The organism is Ruegeria sp. HKCCA6837 (assembly GCF_013034475.1).
Classification (GTDB): domain Bacteria; phylum Pseudomonadota; class Alphaproteobacteria; order Rhodobacterales; family Rhodobacteraceae; genus Ruegeria.
Genome location: NZ_WQGD01000006.1, coordinates 139,409 through 164,744 on the forward strand (window position 1 = coordinate 139,409; position 25,336 = coordinate 164,744).

Annotated in this window: 24 protein-coding genes; 21 read left to right on the forward strand and 3 right to left on the reverse strand. The window is 58.2% G+C overall.

Annotation, left to right across the window (positions count from 1 at the left end; all coding sequences use genetic code 11):
• Positions 1 to 19 precede the first annotated feature (19 nt).
• The 4 genes from mraY (at position 20) to GOV91_RS10895 (ending at position 3,512) form a co-directional block, all read left to right on the forward strand.
• Positions 20 to 1,102 (forward strand): phospho-N-acetylmuramoyl-pentapeptide-transferase, encoded by a 1,083-nt coding sequence (mraY, locus tag GOV91_RS10880; protein ID WP_171175328.1) that lies wholly within the window; start codon positions 20 to 22, stop codon positions 1,100 to 1,102.
• Positions 1,099 to 1,644 (forward strand): AAA family ATPase, encoded by a 546-nt coding sequence (locus GOV91_RS10885; RefSeq protein WP_171235518.1) that lies wholly within the window; start codon positions 1,099 to 1,101, stop codon positions 1,642 to 1,644. The genes mraY and GOV91_RS10885 overlap by 4 nt, the downstream gene beginning before the upstream one ends.
• Complete coding sequence (murD, locus tag GOV91_RS10890; protein WP_171235519.1) at positions 1,641 to 3,038, forward strand: UDP-N-acetylmuramoyl-L-alanine--D-glutamate ligase; 1,398 nt, start codon at positions 1,641 to 1,643, stop codon at positions 3,036 to 3,038. Before GOV91_RS10885 ends, murD begins: the two co-directional genes overlap by 4 nt.
• A gap of 99 nt (positions 3,039 to 3,137) precedes the next feature.
• A complete protein-coding gene (locus tag GOV91_RS10895; protein ID WP_171092324.1) occupies positions 3,138 to 3,512 on the forward strand; it encodes a glycine zipper family protein in 375 nt (124 codons plus the stop codon).
• On the opposite strand, the gene GOV91_RS10900 is transcribed toward GOV91_RS10895, so the two are convergent.
• Positions 3,509 to 4,690, reverse strand: a complete 1,182-nt coding sequence (locus GOV91_RS10900) for an NAD(P)/FAD-dependent oxidoreductase (RefSeq protein WP_171235520.1) — start codon at positions 4,688 to 4,690, stop codon at positions 3,509 to 3,511. The two genes, GOV91_RS10895 and GOV91_RS10900, sit on opposite strands and share 4 nt — an antisense overlap.
• Positions 4,691 to 4,990: 300 nt before the next feature.
• On the opposite strand from GOV91_RS10900, the gene ftsW reads away from it, so the two are divergent.
• The 16 genes from ftsW (at position 4,991) to GOV91_RS10980 (ending at position 21,801) form a co-directional block, all read left to right on the forward strand.
• On the forward strand, positions 4,991 to 6,154 hold the full coding sequence (ftsW, locus tag GOV91_RS10905) for a putative lipid II flippase FtsW (protein WP_171235521.1): 1,164 nt from the start codon (positions 4,991 to 4,993) through the stop codon (positions 6,152 to 6,154).
• Positions 6,154 to 7,251, forward strand: coding sequence for a UDP-N-acetylglucosamine--N-acetylmuramyl-(pentapeptide) pyrophosphoryl-undecaprenol N-acetylglucosamine transferase (locus tag GOV91_RS10910; protein ID WP_171235522.1), 1,098 nt, complete (start codon positions 6,154 to 6,156; stop codon positions 7,249 to 7,251). Before ftsW ends, GOV91_RS10910 begins: the two co-directional genes overlap by 1 nt.
• Entirely contained in the window at positions 7,248 to 8,657 is a 1,410-nt protein-coding gene (gene murC, locus GOV91_RS10915; RefSeq protein ID WP_171235523.1) for a UDP-N-acetylmuramate--L-alanine ligase, read from the forward strand. The genes GOV91_RS10910 and murC overlap by 4 nt, the downstream gene beginning before the upstream one ends.
• A 75-nt stretch (positions 8,658 to 8,732) precedes the next feature.
• Positions 8,733 to 8,981 carry a DUF2484 family protein gene (locus GOV91_RS10920; protein WP_171235524.1) on the forward strand — a complete coding sequence of 83 codons (249 nt, stop codon included), beginning with the start codon at positions 8,733 to 8,735 and terminating at the stop codon, positions 8,979 to 8,981.
• Positions 8,978 to 9,244, forward strand: coding sequence for a DUF2484 family protein (locus GOV91_RS10925; protein WP_171235525.1), 267 nt, complete (start codon positions 8,978 to 8,980; stop codon positions 9,242 to 9,244). Before GOV91_RS10920 ends, GOV91_RS10925 begins: the two co-directional genes overlap by 4 nt.
• Before the next feature lie 21 nt (positions 9,245 to 9,265).
• Positions 9,266 to 9,559, forward strand: coding sequence for a hypothetical protein (locus GOV91_RS10930; protein ID WP_171235526.1), 294 nt, complete (start codon positions 9,266 to 9,268; stop codon positions 9,557 to 9,559).
• Positions 9,556 to 10,482: a UDP-N-acetylmuramate dehydrogenase gene (gene murB, locus GOV91_RS10935; protein WP_171235527.1), complete on the forward strand. Its 927-nt coding sequence runs from the start codon at positions 9,556 to 9,558 to the stop codon at positions 10,480 to 10,482. Before GOV91_RS10930 ends, murB begins: the two co-directional genes overlap by 4 nt.
• A 109-nt stretch (positions 10,483 to 10,591) precedes the next feature.
• Positions 10,592 to 11,509, forward strand: coding sequence for a D-alanine--D-alanine ligase (locus GOV91_RS10940; protein WP_171235528.1), 918 nt, complete (start codon positions 10,592 to 10,594; stop codon positions 11,507 to 11,509).
• Positions 11,497 to 12,504, forward strand: a complete 1,008-nt coding sequence (locus GOV91_RS10945; protein WP_171235529.1) for a cell division protein FtsQ/DivIB — start codon at positions 11,497 to 11,499, stop codon at positions 12,502 to 12,504. The genes GOV91_RS10940 and GOV91_RS10945 overlap by 13 nt, the downstream gene beginning before the upstream one ends.
• A gap of 8 nt (positions 12,505 to 12,512) precedes the next feature.
• Positions 12,513 to 13,847 (forward strand): cell division protein FtsA, encoded by a 1,335-nt coding sequence (ftsA, locus tag GOV91_RS10950; protein ID WP_171235604.1) that lies wholly within the window; start codon positions 12,513 to 12,515, stop codon positions 13,845 to 13,847.
• The gene (locus tag GOV91_RS10955) at positions 13,834 to 14,253 is read left to right on the forward strand and encodes a hypothetical protein (RefSeq protein ID WP_171235530.1); all 420 of its coding nucleotides are present in this window, start codon (positions 13,834 to 13,836) and stop codon (positions 14,251 to 14,253) included. Before ftsA ends, GOV91_RS10955 begins: the two co-directional genes overlap by 14 nt.
• Positions 14,254 to 14,600: 347 nt before the next feature.
• Positions 14,601 to 16,205: a cell division protein FtsZ gene (ftsZ, locus tag GOV91_RS10960; RefSeq protein ID WP_171235531.1), complete on the forward strand. Its 1,605-nt coding sequence runs from the start codon at positions 14,601 to 14,603 to the stop codon at positions 16,203 to 16,205.
• A 213-nt stretch (positions 16,206 to 16,418) separates the two neighbouring features.
• The gene (gene lpxC, locus GOV91_RS10965) at positions 16,419 to 17,339 is read left to right on the forward strand and encodes a UDP-3-O-acyl-N-acetylglucosamine deacetylase (RefSeq protein ID WP_171235532.1); all 921 of its coding nucleotides are present in this window, start codon (positions 16,419 to 16,421) and stop codon (positions 17,337 to 17,339) included.
• A 126-nt stretch (positions 17,340 to 17,465) separates the two neighbouring features.
• Positions 17,466 to 18,329 carry an outer membrane protein assembly factor BamD gene (locus GOV91_RS10970; RefSeq protein WP_171175292.1) on the forward strand — a complete coding sequence of 288 codons (864 nt, stop codon included), beginning with the start codon at positions 17,466 to 17,468 and terminating at the stop codon, positions 18,327 to 18,329.
• A 36-nt stretch (positions 18,330 to 18,365) separates the two neighbouring features.
• Positions 18,366 to 20,015: a DNA repair protein RecN gene (recN, locus tag GOV91_RS10975; protein WP_171235533.1), complete on the forward strand. Its 1,650-nt coding sequence runs from the start codon at positions 18,366 to 18,368 to the stop codon at positions 20,013 to 20,015.
• 100 nt (positions 20,016 to 20,115) lie between these two features.
• A complete protein-coding gene (locus GOV91_RS10980; RefSeq protein ID WP_171175288.1) occupies positions 20,116 to 21,801 on the forward strand; it encodes a chloride channel protein in 1,686 nt (561 codons plus the stop codon).
• 3 nt (positions 21,802 to 21,804) lie between these two features.
• On the opposite strand, the gene GOV91_RS10985 is transcribed toward GOV91_RS10980, so the two are convergent.
• Entirely contained in the window at positions 21,805 to 23,172 is a 1,368-nt protein-coding gene (locus GOV91_RS10985) for a DUF3179 domain-containing protein (protein ID WP_171235534.1), read from the reverse strand.
• 374 nt (positions 23,173 to 23,546) lie between these two features.
• On the opposite strand from GOV91_RS10985, the gene GOV91_RS10990 reads away from it, so the two are divergent.
• Positions 23,547 to 24,800 (forward strand): TAXI family TRAP transporter solute-binding subunit, encoded by a 1,254-nt coding sequence (locus tag GOV91_RS10990; protein WP_171235535.1) that lies wholly within the window; start codon positions 23,547 to 23,549, stop codon positions 24,798 to 24,800.
• A gap of 194 nt (positions 24,801 to 24,994) precedes the next feature.
• Here GOV91_RS10990 and GOV91_RS10995 read toward each other — a convergent pair whose 3' ends face one another.
• On the reverse strand, positions 24,995 to 25,336 hold the full coding sequence (locus tag GOV91_RS10995) for a DUF427 domain-containing protein (protein WP_171175282.1): 342 nt from the start codon (positions 25,334 to 25,336) through the stop codon (positions 24,995 to 24,997).

Genomic DNA, 25,336 nt, shown 5'->3' on the forward strand with positions numbered 1-25,336 from the left:
GTGTGAGAAAGGTATTGTCATGCTGTATTGGTTGACCGCCCTGTCGGACGGAGGGGATTTCTGGAACCTCTTCCGCTATATCACCTTCCGCGCGGGCGGTGCCTTTATGACGGCGCTGATCTTTGGGTTTCTGTTCGGAAAACCCCTGATCAATGTTCTGCGCAAGCGACAGGGCAAAGGTCAACCGATCCGCGATGACGGCCCCGAGGGACATTTTTCCAAGGCAGGCACGCCCACCATGGGTGGGTTGCTGATTGTAGGTGCCCTTGTGACGTCGACCCTGATCTGGGCACGGTGGGACAATCCCTATGTCTGGATGGTGTTGTTTGTGACTTTGGCCTATGCGGCCATCGGGTTCGCGGATGACTACGCCAAGGTGTCGAAGCAGAACACCAAGGGTGTTTCGGGCAAGATGCGTCTGGCGCTGGGCATTATCATTGCGGTTCTGGCCTCGCTCTGGGCATCTTTGCACCATCCCGAGGCGTTGCAGAACCAACTGGCGGTGCCAGTTTTCAAGGACACTCTGGTCAATCTTGGCCTGTTCTATATTCCGTTCGCGGTCGTTGTGATCGTTGGTGCTGCCAATGCAGTAAACCTGACAGACGGCCTGGATGGGCTGGCCATCATGCCCGCAATGATTGCCGCCACGACCCTTGGAATCATAGCCTATGCGGTCGGACGTGTGGACTTTACCGAGTATCTGGACGTGCACTACGTGCCCGGAACCGGTGAGATATTGATCTTTACGGCTGCTTTGTTCGGCGGCGGTTTGGGCTTTTTGTGGTACAACGCACCACCCGCGGCGGTCTTCATGGGTGACACCGGTTCATTGGCTCTAGGTGGTGCACTGGGTGCGATTGCCGTCGCCACCAAGCACGAGCTTGTTCTGGCCGTGGTTGGCGGTCTGTTCGTGGTCGAGGCGTTGAGCGTCATCATTCAGGTCCTCTACTTCAAACGCACCGGCAAGCGGGTTTTCCTCATGGCCCCAATCCATCACCACTATGAGAAAAAAGGCTGGGCTGAACCGACCATCGTCATCCGTTTCTGGATCATCTCGCTGATCCTGGCGATGATCGGACTGGCAACGCTGAAGGTACGGTGAGCAAACGTCGCATTGTGCTGTCAGGCTGTTCAGGAGGCGGTAAATCCACCCTCCTGCAAGAGATGGCGCGGCGCGGCTATGCGACTGTCATAGAACCCGGCCGCCGAGTCGTAATCGCGGAACAGCAGGTCGGTGGAACCGCCTTGCCCTGGTCAAATACCGAAGCGTTTTGCCGGAAAGTCATCGAGACGGCTTTCAACGACATGACCCAAGCCCCGGACGGTTTGGTTCTATTCGACCGATCGGCACTGGACGCCTTGATCTGGTTTGAGCGTACTGACACTGATCTGGACAAAGCCTTGAAAGATCGGATTGTCCGGCTTGACTATGACCGTCAGATTTTTCTGTTCCCGCCATGGCCTGAAATCTATGTGAAAGACAGTCAGCGTAAGCACGATCTGTTTGACGCTCTTGCGGAATATGAGGGTTTGTGCGACCGCTTGCCCAAACTTGGTTTCAAGACCACCCTTGTTCCAAAGCGGCCTGTCGAAGAACGGGCGGATTGGCTTGAGGCACAGCTAGACGAAGGAAATAAGACATGATCCCGGTCAAAGGCTTTTCAGGGCAGAAAGTCGCAGTTCTGGGGCTGGGCCGGTCGGGCTTGGCGACAGCACGCGCCTTGCGTGCTGGCAAGGCTGAGCCTGTGTGCTGGGACGACAACCCGGCAGCTCGTGAAACTGCCGAAGGCGAAGGGTTCACTTGCGCCGATCTGCATAAACACGGCGCGTTTGACGGCATTGCGTCGCTGATCGTCTCACCGGGCATTCCGCATCTTTATCCTGAACCGAACCCGGTCGTTTCCGCGGCTTTGGACGCTGGTGTGCCGGTGGACAACGACATCGGCCTGTTCTTCCGTTCCTTCGCGGGATCGGAATGGAACAACTACGACACGCCGCCGCGCGTGATTGCGGTGACGGGCTCGAACGGGAAATCCACCACGGCGGCGCTGATCCATCACATCTTGACCGAGGCCGGGCGCGAGGCGCAATTGGCGGGCAATATCGGACGCGGGGTTCTGGATATTGATCCGGGCGGCGATGGTTCGGTCGTAGTGCTGGAACTCAGCAGCTATCAGACGGAACTGGCCCGCGCGCTGACCCCCGACGTTGCTGTATTCACCAACCTCTCACCCGATCATCTGGACCGCCACGGCGGCATGGGCGGCTATTTCGCGGCCAAACGACGCCTGTTTGCCGAAGGCGGGCCAGACCGCGCAATCATTGGCATTGATGAGATCGAAGGTGCGTTTCTGGCCGGGCAACTGGCCGAAGGGCCAACGGATGACCGGGTGATCCGTATCTCGGTTGCGCGCAAACTGACAGGTCCGGGGTGGCAGGTGTTTGCACGCAAAGGTTTCTTGTCGGAATACCGCAAGGGGCGTCAGGCAGGGTCCATCGACCTGCGCGCGATCAAAGGTCTGCCCGGTGCCCATAACCACCAAAACGCCTGCGCGGCTTACGCTGCCTGCCGGTCGCTGGGACTTGCCCCGCGCGTGATCGACGATGCGCTGCAGTCCTATCCGGGCCTGCCGCACCGCAGCCAGATCATTGCCGAAGCGGGGGGGGTTACTTACGTCAACGATTCGAAGGCGACCAATGTCGACAGTGCCTTGAAGGCGTTGAGCGCGTTCAAGAATATCCGCTGGATTTGCGGTGGACTTGAGAAAGAGGGCGGTATCGCAGCTCTGAACACGGCAGCGGATCAGGTGCGCAAAGCTTATGTGATCGGTCGCGAAGCGGCTGGTTTTGCGATGCAACTGGAAGCGGACGCCCTGGTTTGTACCACGATGGAGGCCGCCGTAGCGCAAGCTATCGAAGACGCGGAAGAGGGTGACACGGTGTTGTTGGCACCGGCGGCTGCCAGTTTCGATCAATATGACAATTTCGAGCAACGCGGCGATGACTTTACCGAACAAGTGCGTAAGCGGCTGACGTGAGGCGACGCTCTGCCGGTTGATCTGGACTTTTCTCAATCAGATTGACACTTTGTGGGAAGTAAGGTTGCGTCACCTTCAGTTCACAAAGAGGTAGCGGATATGTCTGCACGCAAAATATTCTTCGCCCTTCCTGTCGTTGCGCTGGCCGGAGCCTGCGCCAATAGCGGGGCGAACTATGTCCCGATTATCGACGGGGCGGTAGGGCCTAATTATCAGTCTGATCTGGCCAATTGTCAGGCGCTGGCGCGATCTCAGCCGACGCTCGATAGCAACACTGCGGGCGCCGCTGCCATCGGCGCGGCCGGTGCTGCGGCAACCACTGCGATCATCGACAACAGCGCCAGTGATCTGGGCCGTGCCGCGGCAGCCGGTGCGTTGATCGGTGCTGGTGCAAGCGCGATCAACAACACTCAGAATCAGGAAGTGATCGTGCGCAACTGTATGCGTGGACGCGGCTATAACGTCGTAGGTTAATGCTTGGCGGCGATGGCAACACCGGCGGCATGTCCCGATGACCATGCCCACTGGAAATTGTAGCCGCCCAGCCAGCCGGTGACATCCACCGCTTCGCCAATCGCATAGAGGCCAGGGACATCCTTGGCCTCCATGGTTTTAGAAGACAAATCGTCGGTGTCGATCCCGCCCAGCGTGACTTCGGCCGTGCGATACCCTTCGGTTCCCGATGGCACCAGCAACCACTCGGATAAGGCTGTGGTCAGCTCAGAAAGTTTCGCATCTGACTGATCCGCAAGGTTCCCGGACATGGGAATGACCTTGCTCAGATAGTCTACCAACCGGGCCGGCAGATGGCGCGCCAGTTCGGTTGTCAAAGCCTTTCGCCCACCGCTCTGACGCTGTGTCCGCAACAGATCGAACAGCGGCAAATCGGGGATAAGGTTTACCCGGATCGCCTCACCCTCGGACCAGTAGGATGACAACTGCAACACCGACGGCCCGCTAAGCCCGCGATGCGTGAACAGCAGCGCCTCGTCAAAGCTGGTGCGGTCGTTCGACAGCCGAGCGGGCAGGGAAACACCGGACAAGTCTTTGAATCGACCATCCGAGAAGGTGAACGGTACCAGCGCGGCGCGCGTGTCGGTCACGCGCAAGCCGAATTGCCCGGCGATGTCATAGGCCAACCCGGTCGCGCCCATTTTCGGGATCGACTTGCCGCCGGTGGCCAGCACCAGATTGGCGCAGGTCAGGTGCTGACGCTGCCCGTCGCGTTCGACCTCCAGTGCAAACCCGCTTTCGGTCTTACTCAGATCGCGCAGAGACGTTTGCACCCACAGCTCTGCTCCTGCATCGCGCATCTCGTCCAGCAGCATCTGTATGATCTGTTTTGATGACCCATCACAAAACAGCTGACCCAGTGTTTTCTCGTGCCACGCGATGCCGTGCCGACCGACCAAATCGATGAAATCCCACTGGGTATAGCGCGCCAGTGCGGATTTGCAGAAATGAGGGTTCTGCGACAGAAAGTTACCCGGTCCTGCACACATGTTGGTGAAGTTGCAGCGCCCGCCGCCCGAAATGCGGATCTTTTCGCCCGGTGCCTTGGCGTGATCGATCACCAATACGCGCCCGCCGCAATGGGCTGCGCACATCATACCGGCCGCACCGGCCCCAAGGATGATCGTATCGAAGGTCATGGGCGGGGGATGGCGTTGTTTGGATAGGATAGCAAGTGGCGGAACAATCAATCGCTAAATTATTCTTAAGCTCCATCGTCTTTCCACTCTTGCCTGTACGTGCAAACAGCTCATCAAATCGTGTTCCTTCTGGTCCTCTATTTCACGATTAGGCGCAGCCCAGGACCACGGAACCATTATTTGCTGCACAGATTTTCAAAGCTGCCCTTCATCCTACTAGCCCAAACGCCAAAATCCCTGTAGACTCCTAACCAGATCCCGAAAACGGGACGTGAACGAGGCAGAGAGTGGCGGTATCTCATGACTGAGATGGTGTATGGCGCGGTCCAGGACCAGCGCGGAGAACCGATTTTACCAAAGTGGTGGCGTACAATTGATCGCTGGACGATGTCCTGCGTTCTGATCCTTTTTACCATTGGGTTGCTGCTGGGCTTGGCCTCATCGCCGCCGCTGGCCGGACGCAACGGGTTCGATCCTTTCCATTATGTCGAACGTCAGGCCATCTTCGGCGGATTGGCGCTGATTGCGATGCTGCTGACATCGATGATGTCACCGACCTTGATGCGGCGTCTGGCCGTTCTTGGGTTTTTGGTGTCATTTGTGGCGCTGGTTTTTCTGCCGGTCTTCGGAACCGATTTTGGCAAAGGCGCGGTGCGCTGGTATTCGCTGGGCTTTGCCTCGCTGCAACCCTCTGAATTTTTGAAACCCGGCTTTATCGTCGTGGCCGCATGGTTGCTGGCTGCGTCGCAAGAGATCAATGGCCCTCCGGGACGGATCTGGTCCTTCGCGTTGTGCATGGCGATTGTCGGGATGCTGGTGATGCAGCCCGATTTCGGCCAGGCCTGCCTGATCCTGTTCGGTTGGGGCGTGATGTATTTCGTGGCCGGTGCCCCGATGCTTTTACTGGTCGGAATGGCTGGCGCGGTGGTGTTGGCAGGTATGTTTGCCTATTCAAACTCCGAGCACTTTGCCCGCCGCATCGATGGCTTCCTGAACCAAGAGGTCGATCCGACCACCCAACTGGGTTATGCCACCAATGCCATCCGAGAAGGCGGGTTGTTCGGCGTCGGCGTAGGGGAAGGGCAGGTGAAATGGTCGCTGCCCGACGCCCATACCGATTTCATCATTGCTGTCGCGGCTGAGGAATACGGCTTGATCCTGGTGCTGATTATCATCGCGCTCTATGCGCTGATTGTCGTGCGGTCGCTGCTGCGGCTAATGCGTGAACGGGACATGTTCATTCGTCTGGCAGGCACCGGATTGGCCTGCATGTTTGGCGTTCAGGCGATGATCAACATGGGCGTCGCCGTGCGCCTGTTGCCCGCCAAGGGCATGACGTTGCCTTTCGTCAGCTATGGCGGGTCGTCCCTGATCGCGGGCGGTATTGCCATCGGCATGTTGCTGGCCTTTACCCGAACCCGTCCACAGGGCGAGCTTGGCGATATTCTGCGCGGACGAGGATAATGGGGAACCCTTACCTGTTGATTGCGGCTGGCGGAACCGGGGGCCACATGTTCCCCGCTCAGGCCCTGGCCGAGGCATTGCTGCACAAAGGCTGGCGCGTGCGCCTGTCTACCGATCCGCGCGGCGCGCGCTACACCGGCGCCTTCCCGGATGCGACCGAGATTACCGAGGTGTCCTCGGCCACCTTTGCGCGCGGCGGTTTAGCAGCCAAGGCGCTGGTCGGCCCCAAGATCGTGGGCGGCGTGACCAGCATGGCGTTTCAGATGATGCGCAATAAGCCCGACGTGGTTGTCGGGTTCGGTGGCTATCCGTCGATCCCGGCGCTGGGCGCGGCAACGCTGCTGAAAATCCCGCGCATGATCCATGAACAGAACGGTGTGTTGGGCCGTGTGAACAAGCTGTTTGCCACTCGCGTTGCACAGGTTGCATGCGGTGTCTGGCCAACCGATCTGCCCCAGGGCGCACAGGGCGTCCACACCGGCAATCCGGTACGCGCCGCCGTTCTGGACCGCGCCGCCGCGGGATACATTCCACCCGGCGATTATCCGATGTCGATTTTGGTCATGGGCGGCTCACAAGGCGCGCGTATCCTGAGCGATGTGGTGCCCGAGGCCCTTGCCGCCTTGCCTGAAAACATCCGTAACCACATCCGCGTTTCACATCAGGCCCGGGATGAGGACAGCGCGCGTGTGACAGCGTTCTACAATGATCATGGCATCCGCGCCGAAGTTCAGACCTTTTTTGCAGACGTGCCCCGTCGCATGTCGGACGCCCAATTGGTCATTTCGCGTTCGGGTGCATCCAGCGTGGCCGATATCTCGGTTATTGGGCGACCCTCGATCCTGGTCCCGTTTGCCGCCGCTGCCGGAGACCACCAAACCGCCAATGCGCGTGGATTGGTGCAGGCGGGCGGTGCGATCATGATCCCTGAAAATGCGCTTGACGTTCGCGCCTTGACGCAGCAAATCACCACGGTTCTGACCAACCCCGAAGCCGCACAGAAAATGGCCCATGCCGCCCTTTCGACCGGTGCCCCCGACGCGACCGAGCGTCTGGTGCACCTTGTCGAACAACTGGCGCAGAAGGAGACCGCATGAATCCTGCAACCAAACTGCCGCAAGACGTAGGACCGATCCACTTTGTCGGGATCGGAGGGATTGGGATGTCCGGGATCGCCGAGGTGCTTTTGAACCTGGGGTATCGGGTGCAGGGCTCGGACCTGAAGGCATCGAAGATCACTGATCGGCTGGCGGGTTTGGGGGCGGAAATCTTTGTCGGGCAGCGGGCTGAAAACCTTGAAAACGCTGCGGTTGTGGTTGTTTCGACTGCAATCAAACCCGGCAATCCGGAATTGGATGAGGCACGCGCACAAGGGCTGCCCGTTGTCCGGCGTGCTGACATGCTGGCCGAGTTGATGCGCCTGCGCTCGAACATCGCAATTGCGGGCACACATGGCAAGACCACCACGACCACGATGATGGCTGAGCTAATGGTGGCGGGTGACTTCGACCCGACCGTGATCAATGGCGGCATCATCCACGCCTATGGTTCGAATGCGCGCATGGGGCAGGGCGAATGGATGGTGGTTGAGGCGGATGAATCCGATGGTTCGTTCAATCGTCTGCCTGCGACTATTGCGATTGTCACCAATATCGACCCCGAGCATATGGAGCATTGGGGGGATTTCGACAAATTGCGTGATGGGTTCCACGAATTCGTCTCGAACCTGCCTTTCTATGGTCTGGCCGTTTGCTGCACGGATCATGCCGAGGTGCAGGCTTTGGTCGGGCGCATCACGGATCGCCGTGTGCGCACCTATGGCTTCAATGCTCAGGCAGACGTGCGGGCCGAGAATCTGACCTACAAAGGCGGCGTTGCGCATTTCGACATTCACCTGCAATACGAAGACAAAGTGATCGAAGGTTGCACCCTGCCGATGCCTGGCGACCATAACGTCTCGAACGCATTGTCCGCTGTGGCTGTTGCCCGCCATCTGGGTATGAAAGCGACTGAGATCCGCGACGCGCTTGCCAATTTTGGCGGCGTCAACCGCCGCTTCACCAAGGTCGGAGAAGTCGACGGTGTCACCATAATCGACGATTACGGCCATCACCCGGTCGAAATCGCTGCTGTCCTCAAGGCTGCGCGCCAAGCGACCGAAGGCCGCGTTATCGCTGTCCATCAACCTCACCGTTACTCACGTCTGTCCAACCTGTTTGACGATTTTTGCACCTGCTTCAACGATGCGGATGTCGTGGCCATCGCCGAGGTTTTTGCCGCCGGTGAAGATCCGATTGAAGGGGCCAGCCGCGATGATCTGGTGCAGGGGCTGATCCGCCACGGCCACCGCCATGCCCGCGCGCTTTTTGACGAAAACGATTTAGAACGTCTGGTGCGCGAGCAGGCCCGCCCCGGTGACATGGTCGTCTGCCTTGGGGCAGGGACAATCAGTGCCTGGGCCAACGGGCTTCCAGAGCGGTTGCAGAGGAAACAAGCTGTTTGACATCTCAGCGCGTTAATGCGCAACCATAAGGTGTGTTGACGCACTTGCTGCTATCGCCTGCCCTCGGAGGGGGAAATGGATTATTCCGTGATCATGGCTGCCTTATGGGTGATCTGCGCCACCGTTGTGGCGATGCTGCCGATGCGCCTGCAATTTCCGCCGGGGATCCTTTTGCTGATCTGTGCGCCGGGTTTGATGATATGGTTGGGCTATGTTCATGGTTGGGTTTGGTCGGTTTTGGCATTGGGTGGGTTCGCTTCAATGTTTCGTAATCCGATCCGGTATTACTGGCGCAAATGGGTGCGTGGTGAGGTGATGGAATGAGTCTTTCTCTTGCCCTCGCGGCCCTCTGGGGGCTTACCGCCAATATTCTGGCAATGCTGCCCAGCAAGGACAACCATTGGACCCGCGCCTATTGTCTGATCGCAGTGGGCATCCCCATTTTGGGTTTTGTCACATATGAAAACGGCCCCTGGATCGGGTTGCTTGTTCTTGTTGCGGGCATGTCGATGCTGCGCTGGCCGGTGATTTACCTCACCCGTTGGACAAAGGCGAAAATGCAGGGCATGAAGGCGGCCAACAAGTAACGGCCATTTTCAGGAGGCCCCATGGTCGACATCGCCACTTTTGCCTACTTACCGCTTATCTCGCTGGTCCTGGGCGCGGTTGCCGGATTCGTTGCCGGGCTCTGGATTGGGATGAAAGGGTTGCTCTGGCTCATCGGTCTGACTTCGACTGTTGCGTTGGTCCTGATCGTGATGTTGGCAGGCGTCGGAACAGGTGAAGAAGAACAGGCATTCGGCCCGTTCATCTGGCTGACCGGCTCGGTCCTTCCCTTCCTTCTTGCTGTTATCGTAGGGGGTGTCGGCGGGCGTGGGCTGGCGGCAAAGTCGAACGCATGAGTGGTCTGCCCGAAGTTCGGGGCCGTCTGACCCCGGCACGCCCGCTGAACGACCTGACCTGGCTGCGTGTCGGCGGTCCGGCGGACTACCTGTTTCAACCCGCCGACCTCGAAGACCTGCAAGCGTTTTTGCGCGATCTTCCGTCAGATGTGCCAGTCTTCCCAATGGGAGTGGGTTCGAACTTGATCGTGCGGGATGGTGGCTTACGCGCGGTGGTGATCCGTTTGGGGCGAGGGTTCAACGGTATCGAAGTCGCCGGCACCACTGTGACCGCCGGGGCTGCAGCGCTGGATGCTCATGTGGCACGAAAGGCGGCGGATGCTGGGGTTGACCTGACGTTTTTGCGGACCATTCCTGGTTCAATCGGCGGGGCTGTGCGGATGAACGCAGGGTGCTATGGCAGTTATACGGCGGATGTTTTGCGCAAAGCCACAATCGTCACGCGGCAAGGCCAGGTGCAGCACCTGACACCCGAAGATCTGAACTTTCGCTATCGTCAGTCCGATTTGCCCGAAGGCGCAGTTCTGGTTTCGGCGACGTTCCAAGGGCCTTCTGGCGACCCCGCAGAGCTTCACGCCCGCATGGAAGCACAGCTTAAGAAGCGCGATGAAACCCAGCCGACCAAAGATCGCAGCGCCGGGTCAACTTTCCGCAACCCGGCAGGGTTTTCTTCAACAGGGCAGGCGGATGATGTGCATGACCTCAAGGCGTGGAAAGTGATTGATGACGCCGGAATGCGTGGCGCGACGCTGGGCGGTGCTCAGATGAGCACAAAACACTCGAATTTCCTGATCAATACCGGTGCGGCCACCGCTGCTGACCTTGAAGGGTTGGGCGAAGAGGTGCGAAAAAAGGTTTACGAAACAAGCGGCATCACGCTAGAGTGGGAAATCATGCGGGTCGGTGATCCGCTGAAAGAATAAAGCCCCTACCGTCAGACCAATAACAGGCTAATTCAGGCGACGGATCAAAGGCATAAACGCAGTACGGACCACCACATAAGGTCCGGGGACATTGAGGCGCACGTTGGGTATGTCGAGCAGGACAAACCTCAAAGTGGCGGTATTGATGGGTGGACCCTCGGCGGAACGCGAGGTGTCTCTCAGCTCTGGGCGCGAATGCGCAGCCGCCCTTGTGGGAGAAGGCTTTGAAGTGGTCGAACTGGACGCAGGTCCCGACCTTTATGCGCGCCTTCTGGACATTAAGCCGGATGTGGTTTTCAACGCCCTGCATGGCCGCTGGGGTGAAGATGGCTGTGTGCAGGGCCTGCTGGAATGGATGCGGATTCCGTACACGCATTCCGGCGTTCTGGCCTCGGCCCTTGCGATGGACAAACAACGCAGCAAAGAGATTTACCAGTCCGAAGGCCTGCCTGTTGTGCCCAGCGTGATCGCACCCAAGGTCGAGGTGATTGAGGTTCACGTGATGGAGCCGCCTTACGTTGCCAAGCCCAACAACGAAGGCTCCAGTGTTGGTATCTATATCGTCCATGAAGACGCCAATGGTCCGCCGCAGCTGGACGAGGCGATGCCCGACCATGTGATGATCGAGAAATATGTGCCAGGGCGCGAGTTGACGGTAACGGTGATGGGCGACCGCGCCCTGACCGTGACCGAGATCATGACCGACGATGGCTGGTACGACTATGACGCCAAGTACAAGCCGGGCGGATCGTGGCACGTGCTACCTGCTGACATCCCGCAGGACATCTTTGACCGCTGCATGGATCACGCTCTGCGCGCGCATGATGTTTTGGGTTGCAAGGGCGTCAGCCGTACGGATTTTCGCTGGGATGATAGCAAGGGACCGGACGGGCTGTTTCTGTTGGAAACCAACACCCAGCCTGGCATGACGCCAACCTCGCTGGCCCCCGAACAGGCCGCCCATCTAGGCATGACATTCGGCCAGCTTTGTGCCTGGATGGTGGAGGACGCCTCATGCGACCGTTGACCGCCAGCCGTTCGCTGGAAATCCATCGCAGTAAACCCCTTGCGGGGCCTGATGCTGATTTCGCATCGGCTGACACCGAAACACATGAAGCAGAGCCGCTTTTGCGGCTGCGTGGGGCGCGGGTGTTTTCCCGCACCGCGCGCCGCAGCGATCCTGCACCGTCGCGCCTGAGCTACCGACTTCAGCGCTGGATGCTTACGCCGGGCATTCGCATGGGCGTCAAGGTAGGTCTGCCAATCTGCGCCGCGGCAGCAGCTGTTGGGCTTTACTTCGCCTCGGAAGATCGGCGCGAGGCTGTCACTGCCTTTGTCGCTGACATTCGAACTTCTATTCAGGAACGCCCCGAGTTCATGGTCAACCTGATGGCCATTGATGGAGCAGGCACCAGTTTGTCCGAGGATATTCGCGAGGTCGTACCTTTGGATTTCCCGATCAGTTCCTGGGATCTGGATGTCGAACACATGCGCGACACGATTACCGGATTGGACCCGGTGAAATCCGCAACCGTGCGTATCCGACCGGGCGGCATTTTGCAGGTGGATGTGGTCGAACGACAACCCGTGATCGTTTGGCGCACCCGTGATGGGCTGGAGCTGCTTGATGAGACCGGCGCTCATGTCAAGGAAACGCCATCGCGCAAGGACCATATCGGTCTTCCGCTGATCGCGGGCAAGGGCGCTGATGTCCATGTGGCGGAAGCGCTTGAGCTTTTCCAAACCTCGCGCAGTCTGGGCAATCGCGTGCGCGGGCTTGTGCGCGTGGGCGAGCGGCGCTGGGATCTGGTTCTGGACCGCGGCCAGCGCATCATGCTGCCGACCGACCGGCCGGTGCGTGCGCTGGAACGCGTGCTGGCTGTCAACGAAGTGCAGGACCTTCTGGAGCGCGACGTGGCCGTGGTCGATATGCGCCTTGGCCAGCGTCCGACCATACGAATGAGCAAAGCCGCCAGCGAAGACTGGTGGAATACAAAAGTGAACGTGAGTAACGGGCAGTAACGACCATGATGACCGATCTTTATCAGTCCCAACGCGCCATGCGTCAGATGCGGCGGCAGGCATTGCAACGCGGTGTCATCGCAATTCTGGATGTAGGCAGCTCCAAGATTGCTTGCCTTGTTTTGCGTTTTGATGGCACGGGTCGGCTGAGTGAAGACAACACTATCGGCTCGATGGCCGGTCAAACCGGGTTCCGCGTCATTGGCGCGGCGACCACGCGCTCTCGCGGTGTGCAATTCGGTGAAGTCACCGCCATGCAGGAAACTGAACGCGCCATCCGTACCGCACTGCAGGCAGCGCAGAAGATGGCGGATATTCGTGTCGATCACGTCATTGCGTGTTTCTCGGGGGCCAACCCACGGTCTTACGGGTTGGACGCGCAGGTAGACCTTGACGGTCAGCTTGTGACCGAAGCCGAGGTCGGCCGCGTTTTGAATGCCTGTGACGTGCCCGATTACGGCGAGGGGCGCGAGGTGCTGCACGCGCAACCGGTGAACTTTGCGCTGGACAACCGTTCGGGCCTGATTGATCCGCGTGGGCAACTGGGCCAGAGCCTTGCGGTCGATATGCATATGCTGACCGTCGACGCGATGGCGATCCAGAACATTGTGCGTTGTATCAAGCGCTGTGATTTGGAGCTGGCGGGTATTGCCAACTCAGCCTATGTCTCGGGCATCTCGGCATTGGTTGAGGATGAGCAGGAACTGGGCGCGGCTTGTATCGACATGGGCGGTGGTACAACCAGCGTGTCGATCTTCATGAAGAAGCACATGATCTACGCGGATTGCGTCGGTATGGGTGGAGATCATGTAACCAGCGATATCTCGATGGGTCTGGGCGTTCCAGCAGCCGTGGCTGAACGGATCAAGACCTTTAATGGGGGCGTGCATGCAACCGGGGCCGATGACCGTGATATGATTGATATCGGTGGCGATACGGGCGACTGGGAACATGACCGTCGCACTGTCAGCCGGGCCGAACTGATCGGTATCATGCGCCCGCGCGTCGAAGAGATTCTGGAAGAGGTCCGCGTTCGTCTAGACGCCGCCGGGTTCGATCATATGCCAAGCCAACAGATTGTTCTGACCGGGGGCGGTAGCCAGATCATGGGGCTGGACGGGCTTGCCACCCGCATTCTTGGGCAGCGCGTGCGCCTGGGACGGCCTTTGCGTGTGCATGGCTTGCCGCAATCAGCGACAGGCCCTGCTTTCTCTTCTGCTGTGGGTCTCAGCCTGTTTGCGGCCCATCCTCAGGATGAGTGGTGGGATTTCGAGATCCCTGTCGACACCTATGCCGCGCGCCCGTTCAAACGCGCAGTGCGGTGGTTCCGTGACAACTGGTAAGCACTTGCGAAGGGCCGCGCTGTGCGCTGCCCTGCTGCCCGGTGGGGTCATGGCCCAAAGCATCATCACACCGGACGCGTTTCTGGACGCTGCAGTCGGCAAGACGCTTACATTCTACGAGATTCGCAGCGGTGATCTTGTCGGGACCGAGCAATTTCTGAACCGCCGCGTCTCGGTCTGGCGTGAAGAAGGGCAGGGCTGTGTCTATGGACAGATTACCACGCCACACGGTCAAATCTGTTTTCTCTATGACAACGACCCGGATGGGATTCCTGTGTGTTGGTGGCCCTTTTTGCACGAAGGTCGCCTGATGGTCAGGCTCGCCTCGTTCGCTGACGGAGAAATCCAAGAGGTGGGCAGCATCACGGAAAGCAGCCTGAACTGTCCAAATGCCCCGACCAGTTGAAAAATCCGGTTGCGGTGCGCTGATTTATCCCTCAAGATATCCACAGGGCCCGTCAGAGGTCTCGCGGCAGGACCTGAGCAGTTTTCCGCAGTGTAATTGACGGCTAGTCAGAGCGTGAAGGGGGAATAAACCTTCGCGGCCTGCTGGGTGTCTTGTGATGGTCGCCAACGTTTTCGCTATATCTGGCACAGCCTGCGAAATGCCGCCGGTTGATGCCTTATTTCCTCCATATTTTGTGGCAAAACGCGATTTTTGACGTGACCTTTTCGCATCATCCGGCTAGAATCGACAAAGGATAGGTAAGAAAAACACCGCTTTGGCGGGACATAAATACAGGCGGACAGAGCATGACATTGAATCTTTCGATGCCCGGGCACGACGAACTGAAGCCTCGGATTACAGTATTTGGCGTTGGCGGCGCAGGCGGGAACGCCGTAAATAACATGATTGAGAAACAGCTGGACGGTGTCGACTTTGTGGTAGCCAACACCGACGCGCAAGCGCTGCAGCAAAGCCAATCGTCGGCACGCGTACAATTGGGCGTAAAGGTCACCGAAGGTCTGGGGGCAGGGGCTCGACCGACTGTAGGGGCCGCAGCCGCCGAAGAAAGCATCGAACAAATCGTCGATCATCTGGCGGGCGCGCATATGTGCTTTATCACCGCCGGCATGGGCGGGGGCACTGGCACCGGCGCCGCACCGATCATCGCACAAGCCGCCCGAGAGCTGGGCGTGCTGACGGTGGGTGTTGTCACCAAACCCTTCCAGTTCGAAGGGGCGAAGCGGATGCGTCAGGCCGAAGACGGTGTTGAAGCGCTGCAGCAGGTTGTCGACACGCTGATCATTATCCCCAACCAGAACCTGTTTCGCCTGGCCAATGAGAAAACCACCTTTACCGAGGCTTTCTCGATGGCAGACGACGTACTGTATCAAGGTGTTAAGGGCGTGACGGACCTGATGGTTCGTCCGGGCCTAATCAACCTCGATTTTGCCGATGTTCGTGCCGTGATGGACGAAATGGGCAAGGCGATGATGGGAACCGGCGAGGCAACCGGCGAAGATCGTGCGGTTCAAGCGGCAGAAAAAGCCATTGCCAACCCGCTGCTGGACGAGATCAGCCTCAAAGGTGCAAAGGGCGTGCTGATCAACATCACCGGCAGCCACGACCTGACCCTGTTCGAACTGGACGAAGCGGCCAACCGCATTCGCGAAGAAGTGGACCCCGAAGCAAACATCATCGTCGGATCGACGCTGGATACAGCCATGGAAGGCGGCATGCGTGTATCGGTCGTTGCGACCGGCATCGACGCCAGCGAAAAATCCGTGGATGTACCTGTTGCGCGTCGGTCAATGTCCGAGCCGCTGACACGCACCGTTTCGGCGGAAGAGCACATTCAGGAAGACGCACCTGTTGCGGCCGAAATGGTAGAAGCTGCGCCTCAGATGGAAGAGCCTCGTGAACCTTCGCTGTTTGAGGCAGCGGAAGAGCCTGCGCAACCGCAGTTCCAGCCGCGAGACGAGCGGGAAGAGGATGATCTGCCGCCGCCAGCCTACCAGCCGCGCGTCGCTGAGTTCGAGCCGCAGCCCGAACATGTCGAACCCGCGCCCGAAAGCTTTGTCGTCCCGCGTGGCCATGCCGCTGGTACTCCGTCGCCCGAGGCGCTGCAGCGTCTACAGGCGGCTGTACAAAAGGTTCCATCCGCACCGCAGCGTCCGGCTGCACCGCGTCAGCCCGAGGCTGTTTCGCAGCCTGAAACTGAAGAACGCTCGCGTTTTGGCTTCAATCGCCTGATCGACCGAATGACTGGCCATGCCTCGGATACACCGGCGCAAGCAGCGCGTCAGCAGCCCGTTATGCGTCAGTCCGAAGCCACCGCACCGGCCCATGATGAGGCCGACCCGGAACAGGATCGCATTGAAATTCCTGCCTTCCTACGCCGTCAAGCCAACTGATCGCGGTAACAAAATCCACTCACCGGGCCGCTTCTTAGCGGCCCTTTATCTTTTAAAAATGGTGGTTTACGAATATGTAAGCAGGGTTTTGCCGATCTGTTACATACATGTTTCATTCGGTTGCAAAGAGTGAGTTGAGCCTTGACGCAGGCTTCCTTAACTGAGTGTCCAACACAGCCCTCGCAGGCTGGACACTGCTCACCGAGGTCCATTTTGCAACATACGCTCAAATCTCCGGTCACGTTCAAAGGCGTTGGACTGCATGGCGGCCAACCTGCAACCATGGTTCTCAAACCCGCTGCGGCGGGGCATGGAATTTGGTTCAAGCGGACGGATATTCATCTGGGCGATGCAATGATCCCTGCAATCTACCATGCAGTCGAGCGTTCCCCGCTCTGCACTCGCCTTGTGAATGACTCAGGCGTATCAGTCTCGACTATCGAACATATCATGGCCGCATTGGCCGGATGTGGTGTTCATAACGCGTTGATCGAGATTGACGGTCCCGAAGTGCCGATCATGGACGGGTCTTCGATCGACTTCGTGCGCGGGATCATGGCAAAAGGCGTGCGCCGTCAAGCCAGCCCGGTTCTGGCCTATGAGGTTCTAAAGCCCGTGACCGCGTCGCGCGAAGGCGCGGATGCCAGTATCGTTCCCGCCGACGGATTGATCATCGATTTCCACATCGATTTTGAAGACACCGCTATCGGCAGCCAGACTAAAACGCTGGATATGCGCAACGGTTCTTTTGCACGCGAACTCAGCGATTGCCGTACATTCTGCCGTCGAACCGATGTTGAAGCCATGCGCGCCAACGGGCTGGCCTTGGGCGGTACGCTGGACAACGCTGTTGTCGTTCAGGGGAACGAAGTTCTGACCCCGGGTGGTTTCCGCCGCGCCGACGAAGCTGTGCGTCACAAGATGCTGGATGCTCTGGGCGATCTCTATCTGGCAGGTGGTCCGATTCTGGGCCACTTCACTGGTAACAAGTCAGGCCATTCTTTGACCAACACCTTGCTGCGCAACCTGTTCGAAACGCCGGGTGCGGTGCGTCCGGTGCTGTGTACACCGCAACAAGCCGCGCGTTTGCCAGGGCAGGGGTTGATCGTAAACGAAATTCCCGAAGTCGCCTAGGCTGATCAACTCTGACGACATTTGCGCCAGATGTTGCATAAGGCGTTTTGCACCGGAATTTTCTGTGCTAGACCATGGCTCAATTCGGGGCGATCCCCATTAAGTAAGACGACAAGGATGGGCGGTATGGTTGGCAGCAAAGCGGCAGTCAGATTCGCAGGCGCGATTCTTCTGACAGCAGTTTTGGCGGCGTGTGGTAATGGGGGCGGCCTTTTCGGCAACAGGGGCGCTGACCGGAGCCAGAACCTTGAAGGGTTCACGCCGGAACAGATCTACACCCGTGGTGAATATGAACTGTCGCAGAATCGCTCGGACGATGCCGCGTGGTATTTCTCGGAAGTCGAACGCCTGTATCCTTATTCCGATTGGGCCAAACGCGCGCTGATCATGCAGGCGTTTTCCTTCCATACGGATAAGAACTATGAAGAAAGCCGGGCCGCTGCGCAGCGATATATCGACTTCTACCCCACGGATGAAGATGCAGCCTACGCGCAATACCTGCTGGCGCTCAGCTATTATGACCAAATCGATGAGGTTGGCCGCGATCAGGGTTTGACGTTCCAGGCGCTGCAATCATTGCGCACTGTGATCGAGGTTTATCCTGACAGCGAATACGCCACATCGGCCGTTCTGAAGTTTGACCTTGCCTTCGACCATCTGGCAGGCAAAGAAATGGAGATCGGGCGCTATTACCTGCGTCAGGATCATTACATCGCGGCAATCAACCGATTCCGTGTGGTCGTTGAAGATTTCCAGACCACCTCTCACACTGCCGAAGCACTCTATCGTCTAGTCGAAGCCTACCTGTCCCTTGGTCTGTTGGACGAAGCGCAGACGGCTGGTGCCATTCTTGGATACAACTACCAGTCTTCGGAATGGTATGACGACGCATATAAGCTGCTGACGTCTCGCGGTCTCGATCTCAAGAGCCGTGGTAACAACTGGCTCAGCACGATCTATCGTCAGACCATCAAGGGTGAGTGGTTGTAATCGCCATGGCTTCTGGCGTGGGATGGTAAAGACCCGATGCTGCGCGCCCTGGATATCCGCGACATGCTGATCATTGACCGGTTGGAACTGACATTCCAGCCGGGCCTGAATGCATTGACGGGGGAAACCGGGGCGGGCAAGTCGATCCTTCTGGACTCGTTGGGTTTCGTGTTGGGCTGGCGCGGACGGGCCGAATTGGTGCGGCAGGGTGCAGCACAGGGCGAGGTCGTCGCCGAGTTTGAACTATCCGCCGACCATCCCGCTCATGCGATTCTGGCCGAAGCTGGTTTGCCGGGTGGCGAAGAACTGATCTTGCGCCGGGTAAACAGTGCTGAAGGGCGCAAGACAGCTTGGGTCAATGACCGACGCTGCTCGGGCGACGTGTTGCGTGCGCTGTCTGAAACTTTGATCGAATTGCACGGCCAGCATGACGATCGTGGGTTGCTGAATCCCCGTGGCCATCGGGCGATGCTGGACGACTTCGCCGGTGTTTCGGATCACTTGGCCAGAGTGCGTGCGGCCTGGACCGAGATGTCACGCACACGCAAGGCACTAGCCGAAACCGAGGCCGCACTGGCCGCTGTCCGCAGCGAAGAAGAATTCCTGCGCCATGCCGTGGCCGAATTGGACCAGCTTGATCCGCAACCGGGCGAGGACGCCGAACTGGATGCCCGTCGACGGATGATGCAAGGGGCCGAGCGTATCCGTGATGATGTCGCCCGCGCCTTTGAATTGCTGTCCAGCGATGGGGCCGAAGGGGCGATGTCCGACGCTATCCGCTGGCTGGAGGGCGTTTCCGACAACGCGGGCGGTCAATTGGAGAATCCGATTGCGGCACTGGGGCGGGCAATGATTGAACTGGGCGAGGCGCAGGATGGCGTGAATGCCTGCCTTCAGGCGCTGGATTTCAACCCGGCGGAACTGGAGCGGGCTGAGGAACGCCTGTTTGCCATCCGCGCACAGGCGCGAAAGCATGATGTTTCGCCGGATGATCTGGGAACATTTGCCGACACTTTGCGCGACCGGTTGAATCGGCTGGAGGCGGGTGACGCCGATCTGGCGGACAAACGTGCAGCCTTGAACGCGGCGCAGGACGCTTATGACACCGCCGCTGCCGAGCTGAGCGCAGCCCGCAAGGCGGCTGCTGGGCGGCTGGATGCTGCCGTCATGACTGAACTGGCCCCGCTCAAGATGGAACGCGCCGTATTCCAAACCGAACTCACTTTGGCAGAGCCGGGCCCCGAAGGCGCTGACGCAGTGGCGTTCACTGTGGCGACCAATCCCGGCGCTCCGGCCGGTCCTTTGAACAAGATTGCATCGGGCGGTGAACTCAGCCGCTTTTTGCTGGCGCTCAAGGTTTGTCTAACTGGCGATGACAGCGCGCGCACGATGATCTTTGACGAGATTGACAGGGGCGTTGGCGGCGCCACAGCCGATGCGGTCGGGCGCAGGCTGGCGTCCTTGGCGCAGGGCGGACAGGTGCTGGTTGTCACCCATTCCCCCCAGGTCGCCGCCCGTGCCGCGCATCATTGGCGCGTGCAGAAACAGGTGACAGAGGGACAAACACTATCCACTGTTATTCCCTTGGCCGAACCGGACCGAGTGGATGAGATCGCGCGCATGGTGGCAGGCGATACAATCACCGAGGAAGCCCGCGCCGCTGCCCGGGCTTTGCTGCAGGCTTAACACGCCTATGGCGCGAAACGGTGCTCACACTGTCGCTATCTCACTTTTATATGGACGCTCCGTGGCTTACTAAGGGTTAAGAGATGATCCCCGAGGGCCAATGACCCAATCGACCCGCACCGTTCTGCGCAACCAGTTCAATCAGGCTCTGGCCGCGATCAAGGATGCGTGGCGGGTGATGCTGCGCCGGGGGCCAAGCCAGATCCAGTTTTGGTTCATCGCACTGGCCATCGGTATCGCGGCAGGGTTCATGGCGCTTGGCTTTCGCAAAGCTATCCGGGCTTTGCAGGCTTACCTCTATGACACCGATGACATTCTGCTGCTGCACAGTCATGCCGAGAAACTTCCGTGGTTCATGGTTCTGATTATTCCCATCATCGGTGGTCTGGTTGTGGGTGTCATCCTGAACCGGTTCACCAATGACGGGCGTGTAAGGTCCGTGGCCGATGTGATCGAAGGCTCTGCGGTCACCGACGGACGGGTCGAGGTCAAGGCGGGCATCGCCTCGTTCTTCGCGTCGCTGATCACGCTCAGCTCGGGCGGATCAACGGGTCGCGAAGGTCCGGTGGTGCATATGGCCGGGGTGATTTCCACGTGGGTCAGCAATCGCATCCACGCGGATGGGATCACGGGTCGCGACCTGTTGGGCTGTGCCGTTGCCGCCGCTGTTTCAGCCAGCTTTAACGCCCCCATCGCCGGTGCTTTGTTCGCGCTTGAGGTTGTGTTGCGCCATTTCGCCGTGCACGCGTTTGCTCCGATCGTCATCGCCTCGGTCGCGGGGACTGTGATCAACCGGTTGGAATATGGCGATGTTACAGAGTTCACTCTGGATACGCCGGGGTCGCTGCAATTTTATGTCGAGCTTCCGGCTTTCCTGATCCTGGGCCTTATCTGCGGCTTTGTCGCATTGTTGCTGATGCGGTCGATCTTTTTTGCCGAGGATATCGGCAGCCATATTCAGAACCGTCTTTCCATTCCCGGTTGGCTGCGCCCAGCAGTATCTGGTGCGATGCTGGGTCTTTTGGCGATTTGGTTTCCGCACATCATCGGCGTGGGGTACGAAACCACGATCCGCGCGCTGACTGGTGATTTGGTTCTGACCACCGCGATACTGTTCGCCGTCCTGAAAACGGTGGCCGTCGCGATCACGATGGGTGGTCGTATGGGTGGGGGCGTGTTCTCACCTTCGTTGATGATTGGGGCGCTGACCGGGCTGGCTTTTGGTCTGATTGCCACCGGGTTGCTGCCGGATGTGTCTGGTACACACACGCTTTATGCCTTTGCGGGAATGGGGGCCGTGGCCGCGGCGGTATTGGGCGCGCCGATCTCGACCACCTTGATCGTCTTTGAACTGACCGGGGACTGGCAGATTGGTCTTGCAGTTATGGTAACTGTGTCCATGTCCACGGCATTGGCCTCGCGTCTGGTGGACCGGTCTTTCTTCCTTACACAGTTAGAGCGCCGTGATGTCCACCTTGCCGCCGGACCGCAGGCGTATCTTTTGGCAATGTTACGCGCCGGGGTCGTGATGCGCCCCATAGGCGACCCGCGCTCGATCACCAAGGAAGAGGCCCAAGGGCTGATTGAACAAGGCTTGTGCGTTCAGGCAAGCGCAACGCTGGAAGCTGCAATGCCTTATTTCGACCGCGACGACATCCCCTGCATTCCAGTCATTGTTCTGGAAGACGATGGCACTGAAACACCCGTCGGGGCGCTGTATCACGTTGACGCGCTCAAGGCTTACAACAGAGCGCTTGCCGCCACGGCCGCCGAGGAGCACTCCTAGGCGTTACCCACCATAAATACTGGCAGCATCGCCCAGGTAGTTGTCCCATGCAAACCAGTACGAGATATGGCCTGCAACACGAGACAGGCGCTTGCCATCTGGTCCGATCAACGCGTCTTCAGTCACGGTCCAGCTTTGTCCTGCGCTATCTTGCAAACCGCTTTGCGTTGCTTTGAAAGAATGGCTTTTACGCTCATAGGCGCGCACGCTGCGTTCCTTTGGATCTCCGATCAGAACCAGCCGCGTTTGGGTGATGGCGTCGTTGATCACCGGTTTGCTCTTGAACGCACTCAGCGGCCAGGCCCGCGCTGCCCCGAACTGACGGACGGCAAAAATGTAGTCCTTTTGCCGATGTCTGGACTGGTCCACCACAGCCGGGAACATCAACTCGCTTGAGGCGAAGTAGTCTCGATAGACAACGCCCGACCCATAGTTGCGCCGATGCCCGGTGTTCAGCGAAAGGACGCGCGTTTTAGGGTGCGAGGTCTTCCAGCTGTCCCACGTAGTGATCACAACCGGGCGCTGTTTCAATGTGATCCCGCTATTTACCAAGGAACCCACAACAGGTTTGCCGGTATATTGGTTCCACAGCGAATGTGTCTCGCGGTCAAACATCAGCTTGTTCGACCGATAGAGGAACCCTGACGAACCGAAAATGAACGGCTTTCGCCGTCCCGCCACTTGCGTTTCAAAAAGAATGCCGGACCCGCAGAGCGTGCAATATGCCAGCGCTACGGGTACGCCACCGATCACTTCGTTAAACATCTCGTGCCAGCCCATGATCCGCAACGGATATGCGCGTTCATCCCCGTTGATGGCCACGCCAAACACAAGATCGTCGCCTTTCAGATACCCGGCATTCGATGCCGAGATCAGGGTAGGGTTGTCCAAAGATGGTATGCCATCCTTATGCACCCCGCCCCATGCGATTTCTTCCAACCGGATCTTCATCCGGTCGCGTTGCAGGTATTCTGGCTGTAGGAACACATCGAAATTCGGATCGATCCGCAGCAGCACCTCGCGTTTGAATGGGATCAGCGAAGGGTGGGGGACAATCTGCGGGTTCCGTTCTTGCCACAGCATCCACTCGAACCAGTCATTCCCAAATCTCTGCCCGGTCAGGGCCTCCATCACCTCGATAATCTCGTCCCGTCGGCGATCTGCATAGCGCATCGCGGTCAACAACCCAGGAACAACGTCCAGTTGGCCGCGATCCCTGAGGTAAGCCATCTGCGCCTCAAACGCGGTGCGGCGCCCATCTAGCGTGCTGCGCAATGCCTCAAGCACAGGATCCTCTTGCGCCCACACTGCAATGGGGGCGAACGCACCAGCCCCGATCATCCCTGCAAAACTGCGACGTGAAATCGACATGAAAGCCTCCGGCGATATCCGGTGGCCAGTGTGCCCGTTCTGCAGCTCACATGCATTCCACAGATGTGTGAGGTGGATCCAGTTGCAAGCCTCCTGGCTAAGTTCAAGCTGGTACCATCTTCTTTGATTGATGAGTTTTTTCATATTAAGCCACCGGGCAAATTGGCTTTAGTGCAACAACAGGTGCTGTTTTGTATTTAGCCAAATAGCCGTCAGGCTTTGGGGCCAACGTGTCATTCGCTGCTCAGTTAGATTGATTTTCGTTGACGCGGAGAATGCGGACAAGCGAGGTTTAAGGAGCAGTTCGGATCATCTGAGTGTGAGAATTCATGCGCGTACTCATCTTTGTTCTTCTTCCCATTCTGTTTGTTGGGTTGATTGCGTTTTTGATTCTTGGATTGAAACCACCCAGTAGCATTAGGCTTGCGGCCGGAGTTAACGGAGGGGGCTATTGGCAGATTGGGCAACTATACAAAGCAGAACTTGCACGCGACGACATTCAAATCGATTTGGTTGAGACCGCAGGTTCTGTAGAAAACATCGAAAAACTTGTTTCCGGTGAAGTCGACGTCGCGTTTGTTCAAGGTGGTCTGGATCTTCCTCAGGAAAGCGGCTTGCAATCATTGGGTGCCATTTTTCTTGAACCAATGGTGGTGTTTCAAGGAAAACCCGGCCCAATTGGCGGCAATGCAGGGGAATGGGACGGCATCCGACTTGCAGCAGGAACAGAGGGGTCCGGAACCCGTGCGGCTGCGATCGCCCTGATAGAAGCGGCGGGGCATAAAGATACCGGCATCACGCTAGTGGATGCAGGTGGCTTGGATGCCATCGATGCGCTCTACACCGGCAAAGCCGATGCCGCATTGTTTGTCGCGCCTCTTGATGCGCCTTATCTCATGGACGCGATTTTTGACCCCAATATAGAATTCGTCCCTATGACTTTAGTCGATGCGCTTGCACTGAAGCTAGAAGGGGCAAGTTCGGTGACCGTGCCTGCCGGGTCGATCACTCTTGACCCGCCAAGACCCCCAGAAGACGTAAAGATTTTGGCATTGAGAGCGTCAATGATTGGCGGCCCTGATCTGCATCCGGCAGTTGCAGATCGTTTGGTTGCTGCTGCAAAGATCATCCATGGTCAGCCCGGCATTCTGCAAGGTGCAAGGGAATACCCGAAAACCGAGTCTCCGCCCGCTCCGTTAAACAAAGTTGCTGAAGAATTGATAAATACCGGCCCAAATTTTTTGCATGCCGTTTTACCTTATTGGATTGCTGCTCAGTTTGGCCGTGTTCTTCTATTACTATTGCCCTTGCTTTTCCTTGCACCGCTTTTGCGGATCGTTCCATCCGGATATGTGTGGTTTCAGAAACGTCGCGTGTGGCGGTTTTATCAGCGGATCGCAGCGCTAGAGGAAGAATTGGCACAAGCCCGGACACAAAGCGATTTAAACGCGGTGGCGAAAAGTATCGAAGAGCTGGATGCAAACATTGCCAATCTCAACTTGCCGCTTGCTTACCGTCAAGGTGCGTATGACGCGCGACTGCATATAGGCTTAATTCGACAAGAGATCACGCGCCGCAGCGCTGCTGAACAAGAATCCGATCCGGTCGCGCGAAGCGAAAGCCCTTGATCGTTTGATTTGTCGCACAGGTTCAGATTTCTCGGCGCTAACAAAGGATTCTGAAAGCATCGTCGGGTGATTTTGCGTGACATAGTCTGCTTTCCGGATGCCAGAATCTGGTCAAAGTCAGCTAGTCTCCCGCCGAAGTCATCCCTAAAGCCAGCATTCGACCGCTGGCACCTCTCGACGTTCAGCGGGCTATTCTAAATCTGTTCCACCTTCACGGAATCGACCGGATAAAACGCCAAATGGCCCTTGATTTCGGCCACGTCCGGGATCGGGTCCTCATAGCTCCAGACCGCGTTTTCAGTCACAGATGACTTGTTGACGATTGAGAAATGCGTCGCGTCGCCCTTGAGGGGGCAATGGGTCACCTTGTCGGTCTTATCCAAGAACGCCATCGCGATATCGCCACGCGGGAAGTAAATCACCGGATCCTTGTCGCCTTCGTGCAGTTCCAGAGCGTTATTCGTCTCGCCCAGAATCGCACCGCCCGAGCGGACGCTCCATTTGCCCGGCGCTTTTTGGATCGTGATCTTAGTCAT

What these genes read in the sequence shown, in the direction of transcription:
- murC (WP_171235523.1), top strand. Translation starts at nt 7,248, where the DNA reads ATGAATCCTGCAACCAAACTGCCGCAAGACGTAGGACCGATCCACTTT.
- mraY (WP_171175328.1), top strand. Translation starts at nt 20, where the DNA reads ATGCTGTATTGGTTGACCGCCCTGTCGGACGGAGGGGATTTCTGGAAC.
- murD (WP_171235519.1), top strand. Translation starts at nt 1,641, where the DNA reads ATGATCCCGGTCAAAGGCTTTTCAGGGCAGAAAGTCGCAGTTCTGGGG.
- GOV91_RS10925 (WP_171235525.1), top strand. Translation starts at nt 8,978, where the DNA reads ATGAGTCTTTCTCTTGCCCTCGCGGCCCTCTGGGGGCTTACCGCCAAT.
- GOV91_RS10910 (WP_171235522.1), top strand. Translation starts at nt 6,154, where the DNA reads ATGGGGAACCCTTACCTGTTGATTGCGGCTGGCGGAACCGGGGGCCAC.
- GOV91_RS10980 (WP_171175288.1), top strand. Translation starts at nt 20,116, where the DNA reads ATGACCCAATCGACCCGCACCGTTCTGCGCAACCAGTTCAATCAGGCT.
- GOV91_RS10970 (WP_171175292.1), top strand. Translation starts at nt 17,466, where the DNA reads ATGGTTGGCAGCAAAGCGGCAGTCAGATTCGCAGGCGCGATTCTTCTG.
- GOV91_RS10920 (WP_171235524.1), top strand. Translation starts at nt 8,733, where the DNA reads ATGGATTATTCCGTGATCATGGCTGCCTTATGGGTGATCTGCGCCACC.
- GOV91_RS10940 (WP_171235528.1), top strand. Translation starts at nt 10,592, where the DNA reads ATGTCGAGCAGGACAAACCTCAAAGTGGCGGTATTGATGGGTGGACCC.
- murB (WP_171235527.1), top strand. Translation starts at nt 9,556, where the DNA reads ATGAGTGGTCTGCCCGAAGTTCGGGGCCGTCTGACCCCGGCACGCCCG.
- ftsW (WP_171235521.1), top strand. Translation starts at nt 4,991, where the DNA reads ATGACTGAGATGGTGTATGGCGCGGTCCAGGACCAGCGCGGAGAACCG.
- ftsA (WP_171235604.1), top strand. Translation starts at nt 12,513, where the DNA reads ATGACCGATCTTTATCAGTCCCAACGCGCCATGCGTCAGATGCGGCGG.
- GOV91_RS10900 (WP_171235520.1), bottom strand. Translation starts at nt 4,690, where the DNA reads ATGACCTTCGATACGATCATCCTTGGGGCCGGTGCGGCCGGTATGATG.
- GOV91_RS10985 (WP_171235534.1), bottom strand. Translation starts at nt 23,172, where the DNA reads ATGTCGATTTCACGTCGCAGTTTTGCAGGGATGATCGGGGCTGGTGCG.
- GOV91_RS10895 (WP_171092324.1), top strand. Translation starts at nt 3,138, where the DNA reads ATGTCTGCACGCAAAATATTCTTCGCCCTTCCTGTCGTTGCGCTGGCC.
- ftsZ (WP_171235531.1), top strand. Translation starts at nt 14,601, where the DNA reads ATGACATTGAATCTTTCGATGCCCGGGCACGACGAACTGAAGCCTCGG.
- recN (WP_171235533.1), top strand. Translation starts at nt 18,366, where the DNA reads ATGCTGCGCGCCCTGGATATCCGCGACATGCTGATCATTGACCGGTTG.
- GOV91_RS10995 (WP_171175282.1), bottom strand. Translation starts at nt 25,336, where the DNA reads ATGACTAAGATCACGATCCAAAAAGCGCCGGGCAAATGGAGCGTCCGC.
- GOV91_RS10945 (WP_171235529.1), top strand. Translation starts at nt 11,497, where the DNA reads ATGCGACCGTTGACCGCCAGCCGTTCGCTGGAAATCCATCGCAGTAAA.
- GOV91_RS10930 (WP_171235526.1), top strand. Translation starts at nt 9,266, where the DNA reads ATGGTCGACATCGCCACTTTTGCCTACTTACCGCTTATCTCGCTGGTC.